Consider the following 20408-nt stretch of genomic DNA (forward strand, 5'->3'; position numbering starts at 1 on the left):
TCACGACAGCTTTCGCCCGGTACCCACGAAACGCCGTGGGCGTTACATGGGCGTTTCTCCAATGGGCTCTCGGCTTCCGGTCGCTCGGATGGGATACCTGGCTTGTCGAGGAGCTTCCGGCCTCGGCTTACGTCGACGCCGACGGGAACCGCGTTTCCTCCGACCGTGCCGTCAACGTGGTCCGGTGGCGGGAAGCGGTGGAAGAATTCGGCTGGAGCGGCAAAGCCACGCTTTTTCAAGAAGGAAAAGACGAAGAGTGGGAAGAGCTGCGCGATTTCGCACGAGAGGCCGATCTGATATTGAACATATCCGGGGTCTGCCGACGAAGAGACCTCCTGGCGCTGCCCAAACGGCGCATCTACCTCGATCTCGACCCGGGATTCACGTCGATCTGGACAAGAAAATACCGCTGCGATCTCGGCCTCGGCGGCCACGATCTTTTTTTTACCGTAGGGCTCCGGATGGACGCCCCTGGAGTCCGCGCCCCGAGGTTGGGCGTGCGCTGGCTGCCCACCTTGCCGCCTGTATCTCTCGACTATTGGAGTGGAGTTCCGGGCGGCGGAACGCATTGGACCACCGTCACTCATTGGCGTGCCTACCCGGAGATCCGTTGGGGCCGCTGGAATTTCACCAACAAGGCGCCGGAATGGGAAAAGTTCCTCGATCTGCCCCGGCTGGCCGGCGTTCCCTTCCGAATCGCTTCCGACTTGGCGGAGGACGATATCGCACAAAGGTTCCGTGCGGCGGGATGGGATCTGGTGCCCAGTCACGCGGTCGCGAGCGATTGGAGGCGGTACCGTGATTTCTTGGCCGGGAGCCGCGGAGAATTTTCCGTCGCCAAAGGAGGATATCGGATCTCCCGATGCGGCTGGTTCAGCGATCGGAGCGCCTGCTATCTTTCTCTTGCCAAGCCGGTGGTGCTCCAGGATACCGGCTGGAGCTTGCAGATCCCGTCCGGCCGCGGACTTCACTCCTTTTCCTCGATCGACGATGCGGTCCGGGCCATCGAAGCGGTCGAGGCCCATTACTTCGAGGAAGCGAAAGCGGCGCGCGCCTTTGCGGAAGAGAGGCTTGACGCTCGAAAAGTCGTCGGCGGCCTGCTGGAGCGGTTGTGATTTGCGGTTTCCTCGTTCCCGCTCTCGCGAGGGAACGGACAGCGCACGGACTCCCGATTGTCGGCGGCGGGAGAGATCGGGGCCCGGAGAGGAGGATCAAAGAACGGAACGACGGACTCCACGCGGACCCATCCCGAGCGGCCACCCGTAAGGTGCACTCGGACCCATCCGAGAAACGGTTTTCCGATCCGACCGAGTGCGGGCACGGTTACCGCCCTGCCGTGCGGTTGGGCATCCGTCGGCAATGCCTGGAGAAAAGCTCCTTCAGTCACGAGGCCCGCCCGAGGATCGCACAGCGGTCCGTACAGAGCTACCGCGCTCGCCGCTAATCCCGATAGCCCCAGGCCGCATGCCAGCAAGATCCGCCGAAGAGAACGCACCGGCGGAATCAAGCGATAGAGCGCGAGCAGGTGGAGCGCTCCACCGAGGCAGGCTGTCAAAAGAGCCGTTGCAAGAAGGATCTGCCATTCCGCGGGCGATCCGATGCCGATCCAGCGAATCCAGAGCGGTCCGCCCGCCAACGCCGAAAGCCTCTCGTCAACCTCCGGACAGCGGGAGAGGCCCAAGGCGAAGTTCCATCGGACGGCGGAATCGCGCGGCATGAGCAGAAAGGCGCCCGACCATTGGGCGAGGGCTTCGCTCCAGCGTCCTTCCTGGGCAAGCAGCGCCCCGAGATTGTTGCGAGCGATCCAGTCCGTCGGACAGCTTTGCAACCTGCGCTCCAGAAGCGCCCCGGATAGCGCCGATTTCCCCGCGCGCTCCGTCGGTGGATCGCCGATCCCCCAAGCCGAGAAAAGAAAGAGGCCCGAGAGCAGCAACAGAGGGAAGAAATGACGCAGGGCGAATGTTTTTTTCCACGGCGGTCGAGGAATGCGGAGGGCGCGGGCCAGCGCCTCGGAACGATCGACCCAATCGGGCGCAAGCTTCGCATCTTTTGCATAGAGATGGATCTCGGCCTCCCGCCAGAGCGCCGTCCAAGCCCTCTGCACCGTCGGGTCGGCCCGGGCGCGCTCCAGGGCGGCCTGCAGTTCCGCCGTTTCCGGGACAGCGGGAAGGACAAGCCAGGCATCCCGGGTCGCCGATTGCCACCGAAACAGTTGCTTCTGCCGCTCCTCCGGAGAGACGGATCGACGAATTTCCTGATGAATCCGCCGGAGACGCCGCAACCCGGCGCGTCGGCGTTCCAGCGGGTCGCCGAGCCGAGCGTGTCGGCGCGCCAGGAAGAGCCATAGACCGAAAAGCAGGACGCCCAGGCCGCCCGCCTCGACCAACAACCAGCTGTTCGTTATCGGAACCATGCCGCGGGCGGCGCCGGAAAGGGGTGCCTTCGGCATCCTGCTCCTTCCGGGCGCTTCGGCGGCCGGGAGGTTCCCCCGGGTCGAAGAGGAGCGTTCCGGCGGGGCGCCGGTTGCGCCCGCGGGCCCGGGCGTTACGTTTAAGACGGCGGGGGGGGTCAGAGCCGTCCGATACACTCCGGCCAGAGGGTCGAAGTAGGTGAACCGGTAAGGAGGAATCGTATATCGGCCGGGCCGATCGGCAACGAGGATCCGCTCCAGAATGAGGGCGGCGCAGAAGAGGGAGTCGGGATCGTTTTCCCGCCGGGGGGCCGGCTCGATCAGGCGCAGCCCGGAGGGGATCGCCGGGGGAGAGAGCTTCCAAGGAGACGTCCAGTTGCCCATTCCTTCGATGCGAAGAATCCAGGTGGCCGGTTCCCCGACCTGAACTTCGGAGGGCGAGATCCGGCTGGAGAGCCGGAAGGTGCCGACAGCCTGGCTGAACTCGCCGTCCGTCGGGGGGGGCAACGGCTTGACCCGGAAGGAGAAAGAGGAGGAATGGAGAATGAGCGGACGAATGATCGCTTGCGAGAAAAGTCCCTGGCCGAACTTTCCCGTTTCCATGGTCACGTGCTGGCTGACCGGGGGAAGGGAGATCGTACCGGGATTGAGGGCGATCGCGAGGGCCGAATAGCGGAGGCCGCTGAAAAAGCCTCCGCGCGATTCGCCGCTCACCCTATCCGGCCGACTCCAGCGGTCGACGAGCAGATCGGCCGGGGTCCACTCCGGTTGGCCCGTGATCTCGAGAAAAACGCCCGCATGCGCCAGAAGCCGATATTCGACGGGGAAGGGCTCCCCCTGCCACACCTCGTTTCGAAAGACGGTGAGCGACGCTTCCGCCGAAGAGCTGAAGGAGGGAGCCGAAGGCCGCCCTCCGGCCCAGAACGTCAGCGACGGCACGGAAGCCACCCCGCGATCGGTCTCCAGGGAAAACGAGGGCACCGTATACGCCCCGGCGCGCAGCGGCTGCACGGTGTAGATATAGGCGACACCGGCCTCGCCTCCATGCCCCCGCCCGACGCGAACCTCCCTCTTCGGGCCGCTGACCTCCAAATACGGGACGGCCGGAAGCTCGGGATCGGAAACGGGAACCCCGCCCTCGACAAACAGCTCCAGCCGACAGGGCGAATCGAGGCTCGCCTTGCCCTCGGGAGGGATCCAGTAAGCGCTTTGGCCGCAGAGCAGGGCGCCGGGAAAAAGGGCGGCGAGCACAAAAAAAACAAAAAGCCGCTTCACCGTCACCAATCCACCGGATCCGGCGGGGCATCCACCTGCTCCGCCTCTTTTTGCCGCATTCGTTCAAAGAGGAGCGCCGGGCGGTCGAGACGCTCCACCTGGCCTAGCCGCGCCCCGGCTCCGTTCCTGGTCTCCGAAGGCGACGGGCGGGCTAGCGGCTCCTCCCCTTCCTTGGAGGCCGGGGACGCCGGTGTGGATTTCCACTCCCTTTCCAAGGTGCCGCCGGCCGAGGGGCTGCGGCGCCCGCTCTCTTCGGGCCGGACCGGCCGACCGGCGGGCTGCGGGCGGAACCGGGATCGTTGAGCCGAAGGGGCACCTTGGCTGCGCGATAGAGAGGATACTTCCGGTGGGGCGTCCGGGGGCCGGGCGGCTTTCAGCAAAGCCAGTAAGTCGGTCCGGAGCTTCTCCCAAGGCAAAAGGCCGGGATCGAGCCGTTCCCCTCGATCGACCGCAGCCAAGCCATCCAGAATCACACCGGCAGAGAATCCTTCGCCCTCCCGGCTCCGGCACCAGGAGATCGTTTCCCGGGCGAGAGCTCCGTAGTCGGAGGCGGAAAGCCGATCCTTGCGCGCAAGGGACCGGACGCAGTCGACGAGAGAATTCCTTGTTTCCGCGTCGGGTGCGCGGGCTTGTCGGGAATGGGCAGGAGTGAAGCCGAGAAGCCCGAGAAGTCCCGCCAGCCCGAGAAGCGGGGCAACGGGAACTTTCGCTGCGGGAGAGCCGGGACGGACCGGCGAACGGACCCGAGGAACCGAACGAAAGGCCGGGAGTTCCCAAAGGATGGCCGCCGACCATAAAAGGACCGCGGGCAGCAGGAAATAGGCAAAACGCTCCGCGCGGCCGAGGGTCTTCTCCAAGCGCGATGGGTCCGCGGCCGCGTCGAAGCGGAAGACTTCGGACAAGGTAACCCACCTGTCCCCGCGAAAATAGTGCCCTCCGGTGGCCGAAGCCAAGGTGCGCAGCGATTCCGGCTCCAGGCGGGAAAGAACCGGATGCCCACTGTCGTCCTTGAGGAATCCTCCCTTGGGATCGGGAACCAACCCGCCCCGGTCCGTGCCCAGGCCGACGGCATAGACGCGCACTCCCTCGCCGAGCAGCCGCGGCAGCCGCTCCTTCCAGCCTCCTCCGTGATCTTCGCCGTCACTGAGGATGAGGAGAATCCGGTGCGTCGCGTCGCTCAGGGAAAAGGCATCGCCGGCCTCGTCGAGAAGCGCGGAGAAGTTGGTCCCCGCTTCCGGAAGACTGCCGGGGCCGAGCTCGCCCAGCAGGTCTTCGATTGCGGCATAGTCGCTGGTCAGAGGCACAGCAAGCTGAGCGGAGCTCGAAAAGACCAGCAGACCGATTCGTTGGCCCACGGCTTCCTGCAGAAACGTCCGAATCAAGAGCTTGGCCCGATCGAGCCTGGACGGAACCAGATCGGATGCGGTCATGCTCCGGGAGAGGTCCAAGGCGATGATCACGTCGGTCGACGGCCGAAGGAGTCGCCGATGGCTTTGCCCCCACTGCGGCCCGGCGAGCGCAGCCACCGACAAGAGGCCGGCGAGAATCAGCAGCCAAGGACGCCGATGCAAGACGCGCGGGCTGCTTTGTAGAGCCCATTGCCCTTCCATGGGAACCAAGTTCACGAAGAGCCTCCTCTCGGAAGGCCCCGCTTTCCACCGTCGGAAAAGCAGCACGGCGGCCGCCAGGAACGGAACCCCGAGGATGAGCCATGAAGGAGATCGCCACGTCATAACCGGCATAGCAGCTAACGCTCTCGGCAGGCGGAGGCGTTTTCGCCGGACGGCCCGCTTGCCTGCGAGCGCAAGAGCCGCCATCGCTTCAGACGATCGGCGATCTCCTTTTCCGCGCCGCGATCCGTAGGCTGATAGAAGCTGCCGGCGGCTACACCGTATCCTTGCGGGGCGATCGCTTCCGGATAGTCATGGCTGTATTGATAGCCGACACCGCGTCCGATCCGGACCGCTCCTGCGTAGTGGCTATCGCGCAGCGCCGCGGGGACCGGGATGGTCTCTCCTTTTTCGATCCTTTCCATCGCCCGGTTGATGGCCGCATACGCGGCGTTGCTTTTCGGGGCAGCTGCCAGGTAGACGGTCGCCTCCGCCAGCGGAATCCGGCCTTCGGGCATGCCGATCTGCTCGACGGCCTGCGAAGCGGCAACCGCCAGGGGGAGGGCCGAGGGATCGGCCAGTCCGATGTCTTCGGCTGCCAAGATGACGAGCCGTCGGGCCAGAAAGCGGGGATCCTCTCCGGCGACCAGCATCTTCGCCAGCCAGTAGAGGCTCGAATCCGGGTCTCCGCCTCGGACCGCCTTGATGAACGCCGAAATCGTATCGTAATGCTCATCCCCGTCTCGATCATAGCGGGGCATCTTCCGCCGGCAGGAGTCCTCGGCGGCGGCCAGATCGATCTCGATGATCCCTTGCCCGGAAGGGGGGGTTGTGAGAACAGCCACCTCCAGGGCGTTCAGAAGCCGTCGGGCGTCCCCTTCGGCCGCCGCGATCAGGTGCTTGCGGGCTTGCGGATCCAGGCGGCAGCGGAACCGGCCGAGGCCGCGCTCGGAATCTTCCAGAGCTCGCGCGAGGATGCGCTCCAGATGGTCCGCCGAAAGCGGGGCGAATTCGAAGACCTGGGAGCGGGATAGCAGCGGCGCGGTCAGCGCGAAGCATGGGTTGTGGGTCGTCGCGCCGATTAGGCGGATCATCCCCTCCTCCACCCCGGAAAGCAGGCTATCCTGCTGCGCTCGATTGAATCGATGGATCTCGTCCAAGAAAACGACAGTCGGCTCACCTCGCCGGGAATAGTGAGAGGAGGCTCGCTCCAGGATCTTGCGAAGCTCCGGGACACCGGAATCCGCCGCGTTCAGACGCGCGAAAGGCCGCTTCGACTGGATGGCGACGGCCTCGGCGAAAGACGTCTTCCCGCTGCCCGGAGGGCCGAAGAGAATCACCGAACCGAGCCGGTCCGCATCGACGAGCCGTCGGAGCGGCTTGCCGGGAGCAAGCAGGTGCTCTTGCCCGACGATCTCCTCCAACCTGCGCGGCCGAAGCCGGGCGGCCAAGGGAATGATTGTCGTGTCAGAGGATCGGGTGTCGGGCGCGATCGGAAAGAGTTCGTCCACTCTACAATGATACCTCACGTGGGTTGCGGCGACAAAGAAAGAGACTGGGCGGCACCCGGACGACAGGGAAGTCCCGGAGGCCCTATCGTACAATGACTCCCAACTCTACTCGGCGATTCCGGGCGTAGTCCGCCTCGGTGTGGCCGGGGGACACCGGCCGATCCTTGCCGTAACTGATCGTATGGAGGCGCTGAGGCGAGATGCCGAGACCGATGAGATATTCGCGGACGGCGAGCGCCCTCCGTTCTCCCAGGCCGCGATTGTATTCCTCCGTGCCCCGCTCGTCGCAATGACCCGCCAACAGAAGAGAACTCTCGGAGTTCTCGGTCATCCATTGCGCCGCCTTTTCCAGCTTGCCCCTTTCGCTGCTCGGGATCGCCGAGCTGTCAAAGGCGAAATAAACGGTCTCGGCGCGAAGCGGCGCATAGTTGACATCGGTTTCCGGATTGAAGTCCCCGCGATTCGGCAGCGGGGAGGTGGTCAGGGATTCCTCTTCCGGAGCGGGAGTTCCTCGGTCTTTCTTCGGTCTTGCGCAACCGGCTACACCGACGAGAAGCGCCAGGATCAGAAAGAGTTCGGGAGAGTCGATCGCGAGAAGGAGACGGCGGATGAAGAGGAAGGATTTCATCTGGGTTCAAGGGGAAACAGACGGCTCGCTGCAGCGGGACAGACCGTTGGGCAGGGCCGCGATCTGCTTGGTGACCGAATCGAGGAGATAGAGAGAACCGCCGTGAGCGAAGACCAGATGGCGGGAGTTTCTTGTCCAGGAAGGGTCTTGTCCGCCGCCGCTGGTGAGGAGCGTCGCGGTCGAGGAAGCGAGATCGTAAAGGCCGATTTGAAATTCTCCGGCGATCCGGGCGGCATAGGCAATCTTCTTTCCGTCCGGGGACCAATCCGGCTCCGAGCTGTAGGCGTTCCCGGTCAGCAGGCGGCGCGGCGATCCTCCTTGGGCGGAGATCACGAAGAGCTGGACACTTCCCCTTTCGTCCGAGGTATAGACAATCTCTTTTCCGTCGGGAGACCAGCTTGGAGAGGTGTTGGTCGCACGATTATGCGTCAATTGCCGGGGAGATCCCCCCTCGACGGGCATGAGATAGATTTCCGGATTCCCATCCTTGCTGAGCGTGAGCGCGAGCGTTAGATCGTCGGGCGAAAAAGCGGCGCCCGAGTTGATCCCAGGGAAGAAGGCCACCCGGCTACGCGTCCGTTTTTCGAGCTTCACGATGTACACATCCGGGTAGCCGCTGCGGTAAGAGGTATAGGCGAGCAGCGCGCCGTCGTGGCTCCAGCGGGGATGCGCGCTGATCGACCGATCGGCAGTAAGGCGCTGAACGTTCGCTCCATCGATGTCCATGATATAGAGTTCCTTGAACCCCGTGTCTTGCGAAATGAACGCGACGCGGCTGGTTGCGAAGCCGGAGACGCCCGTCGCCTGCTGCGTAATCATGTCGGCAAACTGATGCGCGATCGTACGCAGATCCCCCGTGAAAGTCCGTTCCGCCGGCGGCCCTTTCTGACGCCGGTCGATGATGCGGCCGGTCAGCGATCCGGAGCCCATCGCCGCCGTCGCTTCGAAGCGCGCATGCGCGCCGGAAGTCACTTGAATGAGAAGGGTTCGGATGAGATCGGCGCGGACGATGGCCTGAGCCCTGGCGCCCTCCGGCCCGCTGAACGGCAGCAGCTCGACGTCGACCTTCCCGCCGGTCACCTCCACCTGACTCCAGGACAAAGGCGGCGACCACGCTGCCAAGAGGAGGAACCAAGCGCCGAGAGCAAGCGGCAATCGCCGGGAACCGACCCGATCAGCGCACCATCCGGAAGGTAACCGTAACGATCTGCGGCACGTCCGAAGGACGAGGCTCCCCCAGCGCATCGACTCGATGGGCCGCTGCCAAAACGCTGCGGTCAAACTCCTCATTCCCGGACGAGCTGAGGAGGACAGGTTTAGAGATGCGGCCATCCTTGGCAACGAAAATCTGGACCTTGGCGACAAGGTTTTGGCCCGAGAGTTGAAGAGGCTGATCCCAGGCCGCGTAGAGCCGATCGCGAATCAGCGAGTAGTACCAGGCGGGACCGGATGAAGAAGGATCCGACGATAAGGATCCGGCTTCCTCGCCCTCGCCGGAGGGGCTCTTCCGCGCAGAGACCGGTATTGGCGACGATTCCGCGTGCCGCAGCTCGGCCGACGCCCGGGCAGGCGGCTCGTCCGCGGGGAGAGTGCGTGTGACCTCGTGCAGGTTGGGCCGAATCGAAGGCTTCCGGGACGGGCTGGCCTGCTTTCTTGACGCCGCGACCGGCAGAAGCTTCCCGGCGGCAGGAACCTTTCCCGCCGCGGAACCCCCTTTTGGGGCCGATTCCGAGCCGGATGCCGAAGAAAGCTCCGGTACCGGATGGCTCCGCACCGGTGTAGCCGAGCCCGGCCCTATATTGCCTGCGGAAACAGGGGAAAAGAAGTTCGGGGCGGGCGGGCGGCTCGCCGAGAACTTCGCGAGCAGGATGAAAAGCAACAGTGCGAGAAGGTGGCCGGCAGCAACCAGCAGATAGGTACGCCGGAAGGAACGGATCGGGAGGGACTCCCGTAGCGGAGTGGTTTCCTCACCGAAGATCGAATCGCGGGCCACGAGCCACCATTCTGAGCGCCACGGCCGAGCCGCGTCAAGGAGCGGAAGGAGGGCGTCCAGGTTTCCCCTCGGCATGCACAAGAGCCACTTGTGGCACCCCACCGGTTTGCAGCGCATCAAAGACCGCCACCAAGTCCTGGTATCGGAGATCGGGATCCGCCCGGACCGCGACCGCCAGATCCGGGTGAGCACGGAGCGCTTCTGCAATCTTAGCGGGGAGCTGGGCGCCGGTGATCGGTTCCTGATTCCAATACAGGGCCCCCGTTCTGGTGACCGTTACCGTCTGCACGAAGCGGGGATCGGGAGGGCGGCGATTGGCGGACGCTTGCGGCAGAGCGACATCGATGCTGTTTTCCAGGAGCGGGGTGGTGATCAAGAAGATCACCAGCAGGGTAAAAGCGAAATCGAGCATCGGGGTCAGGTTCAGCTCGGAGAACCCGCGCGTCGCCGATCGCTGGGAGAAGCGCTTCACCGTTCCGGTTCCAGGAACAAAAACTCGAGCTCGCTTTGGAGTTCCGCGGCGAAATTTTCCATGCGGATGACCTGCGAACGAATGGTCGCCACCAGGAAATTGTATGCGAAGAGAGCCGGAATCGCCACAAGAAGGCCGGTAACCGTGCAGATCAAAGAGCCGGAGACTCCCGGCGCCATCGCGGCAAGGGAGGCTTTGCCCGTGAGGGCAATGTCGCTGAAGGCATCCATGACTCCCCATACGGTTCCCAAAAGACCGAGAAAAGGCGCTCCGGAGGCGGCGGTGGCTAAAAGCACCATCTGTTCCTCCAGGCAGAGCCCCTGCGCGCCCAGCTCCCGTTCGATGGCTCCCTCCACCGCCTTCATCGCCGGCGGCTTCACCACGATCTCGGGAAGCCGCGTTTTCCAGGAGGACTCCCCGGCCGCGGAGAGGGACTGGACCTGTCGAACCAGCTCCCGGAAGGCGGCGGAATAGACGGCGTGCTCCGGAGAGCCTGGAAACCGCTCCCGGTTGACAAACGGGGCATAAATCGCATCGCCGCGCAGCCTTTGGAGAAAGCGCCGCGTCTGCCGACGCGCATAGCGAAGCTGGCCGAGCTTCACGAAGATGACCGTCCAGCTCAGCGAAGACGCGAGGAGGAGCAACAAAAGAATCAACTTGCTCGCCGAGGTCGACTTCTCAAAGGCGTAGACCAGGCCCCCGGCGGCAAAATAGTTGACCAAACCGAGGCTTTCCATAATCTGGATGGAGCATGCGCGTTTGACGTCTCGCCGTCAAACGGACCGAGCATGCTAACTGCGTCGCTCATGGCAGGATGGCAACTTCGGAAGAGATCGCCTAGTCTCGGGTCGCGCGGCAGGACCAGGCTCCGGCGGCCGGCTTTCGAAAACCGAACGATCGGCCGATCCCGCCTCTTCTTTCGGAAAGGCCGGCCGGATGGCTTGTGTGCGTAACGGAAGGGACCCTGCGAACTTGCAAAACGGAAGCTCCTGTCTACGGCGGTCCCGCTTCCGGGTTCGCTCCTCCCGATCTCTCTGCCAGCCCTGTCGTTCCCTTTTGCTGGTGGATCAGCGAGCGGCCCGCAAAAGCTGGGAGGAACGCTACCGGGTCGTCCTTCAGCGGCTCGGGCGGGTGCGCGAAAGAATCCGCACGTTTCTTTCCGAGGAGCGGGGTCGGTTCCGCTCCTGGATAGGAAGGCGCTTCCCCGGGCTGGCTCGGGAAATCGAGCAGGCGGAACGGAACCTGCACGCTCTGCGGCAACTCGTCTTCGAAGTCGAGTCATTAAGCTGGCTTAAAGGACATGGACTCGCCTTTGCCTACCGCAAGATTTTGGAGAAGCACTCCGCCGGGCGATCGGCGCGGAAGGCCGAGCCCATGAGGGATCCGCGGGAGGAGTCCCCCGACCCGGGCCTCCGGGATGCGGGGCAGGCCGAGGAAAGGAGGCGGCGGCTGAAAAAAGCCTATCGAACCCTGGCCAGAAGGCTCCATCCGGACCTCAACAGCGACGGAGACGGGAGACGCATCGAGCGGTGGAGAGCCGTCCAGCTCGCCTATCAGTCGGGCGATTTGGCGCTCTTGGAGGCCTTTTGCCTGGAAGACGACCACACCTTCATCCAAGACGAACCCCTTTCCCGGCTGGCGGAACGGGTGTCCCAGGAGCGGAAGACGCTGGCCCGGTACCTGCGCAAGCTCCGGAGCTATCGAAAGGATCCGGCGTGGGGCTGTCGGAAAGGTAGCTGGGAATCGACCGTAGGCCCGAAGGTGGAGGGCTGGCTGCGGGCGCGCTTGGCCGAGATGAGAAAGGAGACGCGCGAACTCAAGAACCGCATCCGGCAATGGCAGCAGGAGTCAGAGCGGATGTTCGCCCGCGGAGTCAAGCCGTGAACGAGCACGGATCGCGGACCTGGACGGAGAAGGAGCGCCCCTCCCCGACGGCGAGCCGGCCGCCGCAGGATGCCAAAAAGCGGTTGCGGATCGCCCTGCTGCTCTCTTCGCTCTGGTCGATTCTTCTGGCGGTTTTCGCCTACGAAGGATTCTTTTCCGATTGGGAGGACACGATCGCCCGCAAGCAAGACCTTTTCCCTTCCGAGTCGAAGAGCAGCCAGTTCGCCCTCATCGTCATCGACCATATTCCGGCGGACCGTCCTTGGCCTTGGCCCCGCCTCGAGTACGCCCTTTGTCTCCGGGGTCTGCTCGCGCAATTGCCCCAAAGCGTGGTCTTCGAAGTCCTCCTTAGCGAAAAGGGGACGAAAATGAGCTCCTTCGATCAGACTTTCGCCTCCCTCATCCGACGCATCAATCGTGTCTGTTTTGCCGCTGATGCTCTTCTGGCCGAGCAGCAGGGCGAGCCGCTCCCCGCAGGGGCGACACGCCTTCGAGGATTGCCGAACATCGATTATCTGACCGAATACCGCTCCGTCATCTGGCCGGGAGCGACGTTCGTCGGCGACTGCCCGGTGGGACTGGCCAATCTCGAAATCCCCTCCGGGGAAGTCCGCTCGCTCCCGCTTGTATTTCGGATCCAGGACGCGCTGGTCCCTTCGCTCTCCCTGCAAGCCGCCGCCGTCTTTCTGGGAGCCGATTTGCGCCAGACGACCGTCCGCCTGGGCCATGCCGTCATTCTTCGCGACCAGCAGGGAAAACGAATCCGCACGATTCCGATCGACGCCGATGGACGGACGGCCGTGCGTTATCGCCATTCCCCTGCTACGATCCCCAGAGTCGACTACGACAGTTACTTGGTGTACGCCAACCAGGCGGCCCACGGAGAGCCGACGAGCGACGAGCTTCCTTCCTTTCGCGGGCGGCAGGTCTGGATCGGAGTGACCGACGGAGATATCGCTCCGAAACTTTCCACGCCTGTCGGAAAGATGACGCCGGTGGAACTCCATATGCAAGTGGCCCGGCAGATCGTCGAGGGAGAATTTATTCGCCCGCTGCCCTGGTATCTCAGCGCGGCGCTCGCGTTTATCCTCTGCCTATGGGGAACGCGCCTTTTCGTCCGATTGCCCCCTCTCTGGGCCGTCACGATCATGGGGGCGGTCTTCGCGGGCGCCGCCGGGGTGTCCATCGCGAGCTTCCTTTTCCTGGGTCTGGCCTTTCCTCTTGTCACCCTCTTTTTCTCCCTCCTCGGCGCCATCATCTGCGGAACATCGGTTCGCCTCTGGAACTTTCCTTTCTCGGCACGAAAACCGCCGGTTGGGCGGTCACCGATCGTCGTCGAAGTCGCTCCGCCCGTGTCGCCATCCGGCCGCTCGTCTGAGCCGATCGAGGCGAAGCCGGCCTACTACCCTCCCGGCCCGGCCGGACAACCTCCCCCCCTTTCTCCTTCCTTGATCCGCCTGCAAGGCGCCTTGCAGCGGCTGGAAGAGCGCCGGCGGCGGGAAAGGTCGTCCGGCAACAACGGCCTCCCCGGTCATCCGTGAGCCGGGTGCTTCCGTGATCGCCGGCCCCGCACGGTGGAAACGGGGCAGGCTCCTTGAGTTCCCGGTCAGGCTCTTGCCTTGCCGCGGGGACGAGAGCATGGCAGGAATGCGGGAGGGGATGGAAAATCGAATGGATGGTCTTTCCGAGATCTTCGACGTCGTGGATGCCGACGATCGCGTCGTGGGCCAGGAACCGCGCCACCGGGTGCACCGTTTCGGCCTGCGCCATCGTGCGGTTCACGTGCTTCTCTTCAACACGCGCGGGGAGCTCTTTTTGCAAAAACGCTCGCTCTGGAAAGACCTCAACCCGGGCCTTTGGGACTCGTCATGCAGCGGGCACGTCCACGCGGGAGAATCCTACGAGGAAGCCGCCCGCAGAGAGTTGAGCGAGGAGCTCGGCTTGCGCGAGCCGATTCTGGTTCGACCCGTCGGCAAGCTCGCCGCCGGACAAGAGACCGGCAATGAATTCATCTGGGTTTATCAGGTGGAACGCGACGGCCCGTTCGCCCTGGATCCGGAAGAAATTTCCGAGGGTCGCTTCCTAGGGATACCCGCTCTGGAACTGGAGCTGGGGACGGTTCCGGATCTCTTTTCTCCGGCGTTCGTCTACCTGTGGAGTCGACTACGACACCGATTTCTCCTTCGCGGCGCGAGATAGGACCTTTCCGCGCGCGACCGGCGCCGAGCGCTGTTGTCCGGCTTTTTGCCCTTCCTTTCGCTTTCGCGTTGAGCGCTTGCGCGCCGCTTTATCTCCATTCCCCAAAGCCCCTCCTCTTCGATGTCGACCTCGATACCGAGATCCGGAGCCCGCCGCTCCAGTCCGGAGCTGCGGCTCCCGCCAATCTGCAGGAGAGAAGGCGAACGCACATGGCGGAGGTGCAAGCCTTGAAGAATGCCCGCATCATCGGCGAGACGAGCAACGGCTACCTCCAAATTGTGGCCGAACCGGCGGAAGCCGGCTATCGCTCCTACATCCATCGGATCGTCGAAGAAGAGAATCGAGCCCGCTACCTCCTATATGCAAGCGAGGCCAAGAAGCTCGGAGAAACCCTCTCCGGAGTGGAGGCACGCTACGCAGAACGGTGGCAAGATAACGCTTTTCCCGGAGAGCTGATCCAGAAGCCGGATGGCAGTTGGATCGCGAAGCCCGATCCGGCAGAAGGATAGCCTCCACCGCGGAATCACCGGAGGGCGGAGGGCACCTGGATGGTCGGATCCACCGCGTTGACTGCAGACGCGGAATCCGGCATCCGGACGCGATGGGAGGGAGCTCCGGGATGCTCCGGCGGCGGAGAGGCCGGACCGATCGGTTCCACCCGCTCGGGAACGAAAACAGCCAGAAACTCGTCGGTGTGGGGATCGTACACGGTGAAGGGAGCCAGATAGCCGCGGAGCCGATATTCGACGTCGTTGTCGGCCGGAGGCTTCTTCTTGAGCAGACGCCAGGGGGCCACTATGCCGCCGGGCGTCTCCTTCAACACCACCCACTTGGCCGCGGACCAGGGTTCATTGACACGCCGCACCCAACCCCAACCGCTCCCATCCTTGTCGTAGGTTCGGTGTCCGATGAACTCTTCTACCTGAACACCGGGAGGGGGAACAAGCGGTTCGGGAGCCTGCTGGGGAGGTGGCAACACCGGTTGCGCCGGCGCGACCGCTTCCGCGGGGGGTGCGGGAGCGGGGGCGGCATCCGGCCCGGCACCGGGCGAGCCACCTACCGGCGGCCGCTCTTCGCCGTGGACGGAAGCTAGGGAAAGGAAGCAAGCAGCCACTCCCGCCGCCAGGGAAAGTCTCGAAGCCATGCCCGCTATTGGGTCCATTTGGCGCCCTTCGACAGATAGGGCAGGCTGGCCGTTGCATAGTCCGTGCGCCCGACCGCCCCGACCATGGGAACTCCGAACCGACGCTTCCACCATTGTGCAAAATCCTCTCCGGAATGGCATCCCCAGCTTTTGACAACGGCGCTCCGGAGGAAGGCCTTCTTCTCGATCTTCCGCAGCTCCTTTTCATGGAGGCACTCCTTCGACATGTTGTCGAAGTAGGTGCTGTAATCGAACATCAAGCAGGCTCGATTGGAATGACCGAAATAATCGAGTCCCCCAATCGGCATCGTCTTCCGATCATGCCCGGCGTTTAGGTAGTTGATGAGCTGTTCGGTGGTGTCGAACCAGAACAGAGGGACCCCCAGGGCGTTTGCCTGATCGACGATGTTGGAGAGGATGTCGAGCTTCTCCTCCCGCCCGCGCGAGACATACGCGGGTCGATAGACGAGCCAAGTGAGGATAATGCCCGGCTTTCTTTCCGATTGCAATCGGAGCTGTTCGAGGCGCGCGACCGCCGCTCGGATGAAGTTGCCCCAGTACTTGTCATGAGAGTCGGACTTGCCGTGCTCGAAAAATCGGAGCGCCGGTCCGCCGCTGATCACGATCCATTCCTGTTGTGCGGGATCCCGCGCAAAAAGGGACGGGGATCCGCTCATCCATAGGAGAAGCGGCAGGAGCGCCAGTCCGAGCCGGCGAATCCTCCGGTTCCACCGCCGACGGAGAGGGAGAGCGGAGAAGGACCCAACCATCGCCCGGCTTCGCCTCAGGGAACGCGACCTTGGAAAAGCTCGGCGGGAATGAGATGACCGAGCTTGTCCACCTTGGCCTGAAGGTAGCGTCGATTGTAATGATTCGGCTTTCCGTGGAGGGGGATGCGCTCGACGATTTCCAAGCCGTAGCCTTCGATCCCGATCCTTTTGATCGGGTTGTTCGTCAAGAGCCGCAGCCGATGCGCGCCCAACGCGCGGAGAATCTGGCAGCCGATCCCGTAATCCCGGTTATCGGGAGCGAACGCAAGGGCCGCGTTGGCCTCCACAGTATCGAGCCCCGCCTCTTGGAGCTTGTAGCTTTTCAGCTTGTTCAGCAGCCCGATTCCCCTGCCCTCCTGCCGCAAATAGAGAAGCACGCCTTTCCCCTCCTGCTCGATCCGTGCCAAGGCGAGGGCCAATTGTTCCCCGCAGTCGCAGCGCAACGAATGAAAGACATCTCCGGTCAGGCATTGCGAGTGGACACGGGTCACCACGGCCTCGTCGGAAGACCAGCTTCCCTTCGTGAGTGCCAGCTGTTCATCGCCCGTCAAGACGTCGCGGAACGCGGTTAGAGAAAAATGGCCGAAGACAGTCGGGAGAGAGACCGTGATGACCTTTTCCACCAGGGATTCCGTCCGCAACCGATATGCGATCAGGTCCTTGATCGTCACGATCCGGAGCTGGAACTCGGCGGCGACACGCATCAGATCGGGCACCCGCGCCATTGTCCCGTCCGCGTTCAAAATTTCCACGAGCACGCCCGCCGGAAAGAGACCGGCCAAGCGCATGAGATCGACAGCCGCCTCGGTGTGGCCGGCGCGTCGAAGCACCCCCCCCTCGGCCGCACGCAGAGGGAAGATATGCCCTGGGCGGCAAAAATGAGCCGGGCCCGCATGGATATCCGCCAAGGCACGCACCGTCCGGGCACGGTCGGCTGCCGAGATGCCGGTGCTGGTGCCGATCGTGTAATCGACAGAAACCGTAAAAGGGGTGCCCTGGAGAGCCGTGTTCTGCTGCGGGGATACCATCCAAGGCAGGTTGAGCTCGTCTGCCCGTTGATTCGTGATCGGGACACAAATCAGCCCCCGTCCATGCTGCGCCATGAAGTTGATCGTCTCCGGCGTGCAAAGCTCCGCCGAAGCGACGAAGTCCCCTTCGTTCTCCCGCTCCTCGTTGTCGACGACGATCACGATCTTGCCTTGGCGAAGATCGGCGAGCGCTTCTTCGATCGAAGAAAATGAGGAGCTGGTCATAGCAGAAGCGCCTGCCCGGATGGCACCGCCCGAAGATCGGACAAAGAGTTTCCGAACCAGACAGCGGAAGCGGCACCCATGGCAAGAAGGCCCCTTTGAGAGGTTGCCTACTATATAGCGGAAGAGTATCCTCGGGGCAAATTGATGCGTACGCTTTCGCTCCTGTCCGCCTGTTTCTTGTCCTTGTGGGCAGCGTTTCCCGCACCGGGCCGAGCTCAAGGTTCATGGGAGCGGGATTTTGCGCGGATCGCCGTGCAGGATCATGGCAGAAGGAAGCCGCTGACCAGCTTCGCTACCGAAAGCGTTCTCTTCCTCTCCGGCAGGCCGAGCATCGTTCTGCCCGATCGCGGCGGCAAGATGGGTTCGCTCGCCGTGCTGCTCGCGCTCTGGCTTTCCCCAGATGGATGGGAAAAGGAACCCATCCTTCTGATCAGCGAACCGAGCCTCCGCGAGGCGCTTGGCCTTCCGTCCTCCCGCACCCGCTTTTCGTATGAGGAATTGAGGAACAATCCGGCGCTGCGGGAGATGGCTCTTCGCCTGGGAGCCAGGGGAACGGGGGACCCGACGGAGGATCCGGCCAAAGCGCAGCGGGATCGGGCGGTTCGCGGCTTGACGGAACGCATCGATCTTTTCTCCCGCCTCGTCACCGGCCGCGCGCTACGCATCGTTCCGCCGCCGCCGGGAACGGAGGGCCGATGGCTCACCCTCTCCGAAGCAAAAGCGGCCTATCCTCCGGAGGCGGCGTCCAAGCTTGACGGCGCTTGGGAAGCGATGCGAACCGCTTTTCTGGCAGGCAAGAACGAGGAGGCGGGTGCCGCCGCCGTCCGCCTTGCGGAGGAGATAAGAAGTTTGAACCCCGGCGCGTATCCGGATGCCGCGAAGCTCCTCTTCGAGCAACGCTATCACGAGCTCCAGCCGTGGCGGTGGGCGTGGATCTGCTACGGCGCGGCGGCGATCTGCCTCGCCCTGACCAGCGGCTGGGGTCGGCGGATCGGCTACGGGATCGGATGGGGCTTGGCCCTGACCGGGTTCCTCTTCCAGGCTTACGGGTTCTACTGCCGGATCGTGCTCGCCGGCAGGCCTCCGGTCACGAACATGTATGAATCGGTGATCTGGGTGGCCTTCGGAGTCGTCCTTTTCGCGCTTGTCCTCGAAGCCGTCTACCGCTCTCGCTATATTCTGCTGGCCGCGCTTCCGATAGCAGTCCTCTGCCTTCTCTTCGTCCAAACCCAGCCGTTGATTTTCGATCCCTCTCTGCAGCCGTTGGTGCCGGTTCTTCGGAACAACTTCTGGCTGACCGTCCACGTCTTGACCGTCACGCTGAGCTATGCGGCCTTCGGCCTGGCGCTCGGATTGGGGGATCTCTATCTCTGGCGATGGCTGCGGCGGGGGCCGGACGGCCGAAGCGTCGATCCGCTTCTCCGGCAATATATTTACCGCTCTCTGCAAATCGGGGTCTTCTTCCTCGCTTCCGGAGTGGTGCTCGGAGCGGTTTGGGCCAATTATTCTTGGGGGCGCTTTTGGGATTGGGATCCGAAGGAAACCTGGGCGCTCGTCGCCCTTCTCTGCTACCTGGCCCTGCTCCATGGTTCGATCGCCGGCTGGTGGGGAGAATTCGGCCTCGCCCTGGGTGCGGTGCTCTGCTTTCTCAGCGTTCTGATGGCTTGGTACGGAGTCAACTTTGTGCTCGGCAAGGGATTGCACAGTTATGGCTTCGGCAGCGGGGCGGTCGGCCCGGTGGCGGCTTTTGCACTCGCGGAGCTTCTTTTCGCCGCCTGGTGCGGTTGGGTCCGGCGAAAGCGTCGAGCCAGGGAGGGAATGCCGATCGCCCCTTCCCCGGCCTCGCGGGCCGGACGTTAGAGAGGCTCCGCGCTCCATTCCCGCCGCCACCGCTCGATTTCGGCCCGCACGAAGCTCGGGCGGGACGACCCTTCGGTACGTCTCTTGGCGATCGCTGCCGTCGGGTTCCAAAGCTGCGCCCACTCGGCGGGAAGATCCGGGTGGAGCGGGGCGACATCCTCGGGAGCAAGCTCGGATAGGGCAACGTTTCGCGACTCGGCCAGCGCAACCAGCCGTCCCACCGCGTGGTGGGCGTCGCGAAAAGCGACGCCGTGGTTGACGAGCCAATCGACCAAATCGGTGGCGAGCAGCGCGGGATCGGACGAAGCCCGATTGCACCGGTCTCGATGTACGACGATTCCGGGAATGAGCGCGGCCAGGATCTGCAGGGAGCCGAGGATGGTGTCGGCGCTATCGAACATGGGCTCCTTGTCCTCTTGAAGATCGCGATTGTAGGTGAGCGGGAGCCCCTTGAGCAGGGTCAGCAGCGAGAGAAGGTTGCCGGAAAGCCGGGCCGCTTTCCCGCGGATAAGCTCCAGGACGTCCGGATTCCGCTTTTGCGGCATCAGGCTCGATCCGGTGGTGAATGCTTCGGGAAGCGACACGAATCCGAACTCGCTGGTCGACCAGAGGATCAAATCCTCCGCAAACCGGGAGAGATGGGTTCCCAGGAGAGCGAGAGCGGCCAGGTACTCCACCGCGAAATCACGATCGCTTACCGCGTCCATCGAGTTGCGGGCCACCTGCGAAAAATGGAGTAGCTCCGCGACGCGCCGCCGATCGAGAGGGAGGGTACTGCCCGCCAGCGCACCGCTCCCGAGGGGAAGCACATCCGCCCTCCGGCGGGCATCGCGCAAGCGGTCCGAGTCACGGGAGAGCATCTCGACGTAAGCAAGCAGATGATGGGCGAGGAGAACGGGTTGCGCTCGCTGAAGATGTGTATATCCCGGGATGAGCACATCGCTGTCCCGCTCGGCCCAATCGAGAAGAGCCTGCTGGACGGCACGAATCGCCTTGCGATCCTTGTCGATCTCATCCTTTACCCAAAGCCGCAACGACGTGGCCACCTGATCGTTGCGACTCCGTCCCGTGTGCAGCTTGGCGCCGGCGGGCGTTCGGGCGGTCAAGGCCCGCTCGATGTTCATGTGAAGATCCTCCCAATCGATCGACCAAGGGAAAGCGCCCTGTTCGATCTCCTGTTCGATCTGCCGCAACCCACGCACGATCTCATCCCGCTCCTGGATGCTGAGCAGCCCCGCTTCCTGCAGCATCGTCGCGTGGGCGATGCTCCCACGAATATCCTGCCGGTAGAGACGGCGATCAAAACTAACAGACTCGGAAAAGCGTTTGAGAAGGGCGTCGGGCTTATCGTGAAACCGGCCTCCCCATGGCGGAATTGCGGGATTCATAAGGAACGGTT

At 63.6% G+C, this 20408-nt stretch carries 18 protein-coding genes; 6 read left to right on the forward strand and 12 right to left on the reverse strand.

The features are described 5' to 3' along the window. Positions 1 to 35 precede the first annotated feature (35 nt). Positions 36 to 1115 carry a hypothetical protein gene (locus tag MTHMO_RS10395; protein ID WP_202214709.1) on the forward strand — a complete coding sequence of 360 codons (1080 nt, stop codon included), beginning with the start codon at positions 36 to 38 and terminating at the stop codon, positions 1113 to 1115. Here the strand turns inward: MTHMO_RS10395 and MTHMO_RS10400 are convergent. From MTHMO_RS10400 to MTHMO_RS10435, 8 genes are all read right to left on the reverse strand, one after another. After that, positions 1025 to 3685, reverse strand: a complete 2661-nt coding sequence (locus MTHMO_RS10400) for a BatD family protein (RefSeq protein WP_202214710.1) — start codon at positions 3683 to 3685, stop codon at positions 1025 to 1027. The genes MTHMO_RS10395 and MTHMO_RS10400 overlap by 91 nt on opposite strands. Before the next feature lie 2 nt (positions 3686 to 3687). After that, on the reverse strand, positions 3688 to 5418 hold the full coding sequence (locus MTHMO_RS10405) for a VWA domain-containing protein (RefSeq protein ID WP_202214711.1): 1731 nt from the start codon (positions 5416 to 5418) through the stop codon (positions 3688 to 3690). Between the two features lie 14 nt (positions 5419 to 5432). Next, on the reverse strand, positions 5433 to 6806 hold the full coding sequence (locus tag MTHMO_RS10410; protein WP_237394899.1) for a replication-associated recombination protein A: 1374 nt from the start codon (positions 6804 to 6806) through the stop codon (positions 5433 to 5435). 82 nt (positions 6807 to 6888) lie between these two features. Then, complete coding sequence (locus tag MTHMO_RS10415; RefSeq protein WP_202214712.1) at positions 6889 to 7434, reverse strand: OmpA family protein; 546 nt, start codon at positions 7432 to 7434, stop codon at positions 6889 to 6891. Between the two features lie 6 nt (positions 7435 to 7440). Continuing rightward, the gene (locus tag MTHMO_RS10420; RefSeq protein ID WP_237394900.1) at positions 7441 to 8535 is read right to left on the reverse strand and encodes a biopolymer transporter Tol; all 1095 of its coding nucleotides are present in this window, start codon (positions 8533 to 8535) and stop codon (positions 7441 to 7443) included. Positions 8536 to 8608: 73 nt separating this feature from the next. After that, positions 8609 to 9427 carry an energy transducer TonB gene (locus MTHMO_RS10425; protein WP_202214713.1) on the reverse strand — a complete coding sequence of 273 codons (819 nt, stop codon included), beginning with the start codon at positions 9425 to 9427 and terminating at the stop codon, positions 8609 to 8611. 34 nt (positions 9428 to 9461) lie between these two features. Beyond that, positions 9462 to 9899: a biopolymer transporter ExbD gene (locus tag MTHMO_RS10430; protein ID WP_202214714.1), complete on the reverse strand. Its 438-nt coding sequence runs from the start codon at positions 9897 to 9899 to the stop codon at positions 9462 to 9464. Next, positions 9896 to 10636, reverse strand: a complete 741-nt coding sequence (locus MTHMO_RS10435) for a MotA/TolQ/ExbB proton channel family protein (protein ID WP_202214715.1) — start codon at positions 10634 to 10636, stop codon at positions 9896 to 9898. Before MTHMO_RS10435 ends, MTHMO_RS10430 begins: the two co-directional genes overlap by 4 nt. 325 nt (positions 10637 to 10961) lie before the next feature. Here MTHMO_RS10435 and MTHMO_RS10440 point away from each other — a divergent pair, with 325 nt between their 5' ends. The 4 genes from MTHMO_RS10440 to MTHMO_RS10455 all read left to right on the forward strand — a co-directional run bounded on the left by MTHMO_RS10440 (position 10962) and on the right by MTHMO_RS10455 (position 14491). Then, a complete protein-coding gene (locus MTHMO_RS10440) occupies positions 10962 to 11783 on the forward strand; it encodes a J domain-containing protein (protein ID WP_202214716.1) in 822 nt (273 codons plus the stop codon). After that, complete coding sequence (locus MTHMO_RS10445; protein WP_202214717.1) at positions 11780 to 13324, forward strand: CHASE2 domain-containing protein; 1545 nt, start codon at positions 11780 to 11782, stop codon at positions 13322 to 13324. The genes MTHMO_RS10440 and MTHMO_RS10445 overlap by 4 nt, the downstream gene beginning before the upstream one ends. Positions 13325 to 13454: 130 nt before the next feature. Continuing rightward, the gene (locus MTHMO_RS10450) at positions 13455 to 13982 is read left to right on the forward strand and encodes an NUDIX domain-containing protein (protein WP_237394901.1); all 528 of its coding nucleotides are present in this window, start codon (positions 13455 to 13457) and stop codon (positions 13980 to 13982) included. 68 nt (positions 13983 to 14050) lie between these two features. Next, on the forward strand, positions 14051 to 14491 hold the full coding sequence (locus MTHMO_RS10455; RefSeq protein WP_202214719.1) for a DUF1318 domain-containing protein: 441 nt from the start codon (positions 14051 to 14053) through the stop codon (positions 14489 to 14491). Between the two features lie 14 nt (positions 14492 to 14505). Here MTHMO_RS10455 and MTHMO_RS10460 read toward each other — a convergent pair whose 3' ends face one another. The 3 genes from MTHMO_RS10460 to MTHMO_RS10470 form a co-directional block, all read right to left on the reverse strand. Beyond that, positions 14506 to 15126, reverse strand: coding sequence for a hypothetical protein (locus MTHMO_RS10460; protein ID WP_202214720.1), 621 nt, complete (start codon positions 15124 to 15126; stop codon positions 14506 to 14508). 5 nt (positions 15127 to 15131) lie between these two features. Next, positions 15132 to 15803 (reverse strand): hypothetical protein, encoded by a 672-nt coding sequence (locus MTHMO_RS10465; protein ID WP_202214721.1) that lies wholly within the window; start codon positions 15801 to 15803, stop codon positions 15132 to 15134. A 107-nt stretch (positions 15804 to 15910) separates the two neighbouring features. After that, complete coding sequence (locus tag MTHMO_RS10470) at positions 15911 to 17149, reverse strand: bifunctional 3,4-dihydroxy-2-butanone-4-phosphate synthase/GTP cyclohydrolase II (RefSeq protein ID WP_202214722.1); 1239 nt, start codon at positions 17147 to 17149, stop codon at positions 15911 to 15913. 252 nt (positions 17150 to 17401) lie between these two features. On the opposite strand from MTHMO_RS10470, the gene MTHMO_RS10475 reads away from it, so the two are divergent. Continuing rightward, positions 17402 to 19009, forward strand: coding sequence for a cytochrome c biogenesis protein (locus MTHMO_RS10475; RefSeq protein ID WP_237394902.1), 1608 nt, complete (start codon positions 17402 to 17404; stop codon positions 19007 to 19009). Here MTHMO_RS10475 and argH read toward each other — a convergent pair. Further along, a complete protein-coding gene (gene argH / locus MTHMO_RS10480; RefSeq protein WP_202214724.1) occupies positions 19006 to 20397 on the reverse strand; it encodes an argininosuccinate lyase in 1392 nt (463 codons plus the stop codon). The genes MTHMO_RS10475 and argH overlap by 4 nt on opposite strands. Positions 20398 to 20408 lie beyond the last annotated feature (11 nt).

Source organism: Methylacidimicrobium sp. AP8, from assembly GCF_903064525.1.
Classification (GTDB): domain Bacteria; phylum Verrucomicrobiota; class Verrucomicrobiia; order Methylacidiphilales; family Methylacidiphilaceae; genus Methylacidimicrobium.